3 protein-coding genes are annotated in these 2,163 nt (G+C 60.5%); all 3 read right to left on the bottom strand.

The window, feature by feature from the left end:
* Positions 1–1,486, bottom strand: a 1,486-nt coding sequence (tnpC, locus tag LG003_RS22730) for an IS66 family transposase (RefSeq protein WP_262981728.1), incomplete at its 3' end; no start/stop codon positions are given.
* 63 nt (positions 1,487–1,549) lie between these two features.
* Positions 1,550–1,885 (bottom strand): IS66 family insertion sequence element accessory protein TnpB, encoded by a 336-nt coding sequence (tnpB, locus tag LG003_RS22735; RefSeq protein WP_071881012.1) that lies wholly within the window; start codon positions 1,883–1,885, stop codon positions 1,550–1,552.
* A partial coding sequence (tnpA, locus tag LG003_RS22740; RefSeq protein ID WP_262981729.1) for an IS66 family insertion sequence element accessory protein TnpA occupies positions 1,879–2,163 on the bottom strand: 285 nt, incomplete at its 5' end. The genes tnpA and tnpB, both read right to left, overlap by 7 nt.

Raw genomic sequence — 2,163 nt, forward strand, 5'->3', positions numbered from 1 at the left:
GCCAGGGCAGCAGCTCATTCAACCGATTGTTCGGCCAGACAGGCAGCCGGCTGAGAACATCACGTAACCAGACCCAGGGCTCATGTCCGTTGGCTTTGGCCGTTTCCAGCAGGCTCATTATCATGGCGGCACGTTGCCCTGCGCAGAGCGAGCCCGCAAAAAGCCAGTTCTTTCGACCAAGCGCCACACCCCGGACCGCATTCTCCGCCCGGTTGTTGTCTATCGGTACCCGGCCATCATCCAGATAACACACCAGCGCCGGCCAGCGCTTCAGCGTGTAATCTATCGCTTTGCGTAACCCGGAGTTGGGGGCCGTTTGGGCCTGAGTCGTCTGCAACCAGGACCGGAACTCATTCAGCCACGGCCGGGCATAACGCTGTCGCCACTGACGCCGTTTATCCGGGGGCCGGTGTTTGATTTTTCGCTCCAGCTTGTACAGGTCACGAATGCCATCCAGCGCCTGTTTCGCCACCGGACTTTGGCTCGCTTTGTATTGGTCAAAAAATTTGCGGCGGGCGTGAGCCCAGCAACCCGCTTCGGTGATATCCGCCCGGGCATGCAGCGCGTTGTAACCCGCATAATCATCCGTCACCAACGTGCCGCCCGACCAGTCTTTCAGCAGGCTCTGGGCATAACGGCCACTGCGGCCGGGATGCAGCTCATAGTACACCACTGCCGGCGAGGTATCGGGGCCGGTGACAGACGCCCACAAATAGGCGCGCTGGGTCTGGCCTTTTCCCGGGGCCAGTATCGGCAACGGGGTCTCATCGGCATGCAGTACCGGGGACGTCAGCAACGCCTGCTTCAGGGCATCGGCCAGCGGTTGCAATGCCACAGCCACCTGCCCCACCCAGTCCGACAGGGTGCTGCGGGCCAGGGTCACGCCGCTGCGGGCATAGATTTGCTGCTGACGGTAGAGCGGCAGGTGGTCACGATATTTAGCGACCACCACCTGAGCCAGCAACCCCGGCTCCGGAAGGCCCTTTTCAATCAGCCGGGCGGGCTGGGCTTTGGCATGGATACGCTGGCAGGCCGCACAGCTGTACTGCGGACAGACATAACGCCGGACGATAAACGTAGCCGGACGGTATTCCAGCCGCTCACTGATTTCATCACGTAAAAAGCGCAGGACATGACCGCAATCCAGGCAGCTCTCCGTCTCCGGCGCCAGCCGGATATCTTCGCGGGGTAAAGTCGCCGGCAAAGGCTGACGTTTAGGCTGGGCCGGGGTCGCGTTTTCCTTGATATGCAGGCGTGACAGCTGGGTTTCCAGCACCGCGATATCGGTATCGGCATCTTCCTCAAACTGACTGCGTTTGGGACCGGCAGGCAGGGTTTCGCTGTGCGCGCCAAAACGCCAGCGTTGCGCCTGTTTCAGGGCCTCTTCCAGCTGGCGAATATAATCACCTTGTTGCTGAAGCAGCGCCAGTGCCCGCAGGCGGAACTGGCCGGGGTCATCCAGCGCGATTAAGTCATTGAGTGTCATGCCGACAGTGTACCGGATAATTCCCCGTCGTTATCCGGTAAAAGTGTGACCGGGGTAGCGGAATTAGCTTCGCCAGCCGGACAGGTCATCTCCCTCGACCTGTTGCCAGTGAATGCCACGGATGAGCCAGTCAAACTGGGCGGGCGTCATCACCCAGCTGCGTTCGCCCTGCTTCGGCCAGACAAAATGGGCCCGGTGCAGACGGCGGGTACACAGCCAGACGCCGTGTCGGTCCCAGCGCAACACCTTGAGACGGGAGCGGGCCTTGTTGCAGAAAACAAAAGCGGCCTCGTCCTGCCAGCGCAAATTCAGTCCCTCCAGGTGCTGGGTCAGGGCATCAATGCCCCGGCGCATGTCGACGGGCTCTCGCACCAGAAAGAGCTGTTGCGGTTTCAGCATCGGGCCAGTACCCGCATCACGTCAGGCAACAGCGTCAATGGACAGGCGATGGCATAGCCGTCTGGGGTATGCAGGGTGACGGTGTGCGTGTCGTCAGGCTGGAGTGAAACCGGCAAGAGGGCGGGCAGTGTCTGGCTGAGAGGTTGGCACATTTTGTTACTGTCGGCAATCCAGTCGCGGAAAGAGGAAAAACTCAGCTGATGCTGTTCGCAATACTGTTTTCGAGTCAGGTCACTGTGGCGCCATTGGGTCACATGTTGCTGTTTTTGTTCCGGGGT

Origin of the sequence: Photorhabdus kleinii (genome assembly GCF_025384885.1) — a bacterium.
Classification (GTDB): Bacteria; Pseudomonadota; Gammaproteobacteria; order Enterobacterales; family Enterobacteriaceae; genus Photorhabdus; species Photorhabdus kayaii.

Bases quoted from the DNA above. Each gene is read 5' to 3' on its own strand.
- tnpB (WP_071881012.1), bottom strand. From the start codon at position 1,885: ATGCTGAAACCGCAACAGCTCTTTCTGGTGCGAGAGCCCGTCGACATG.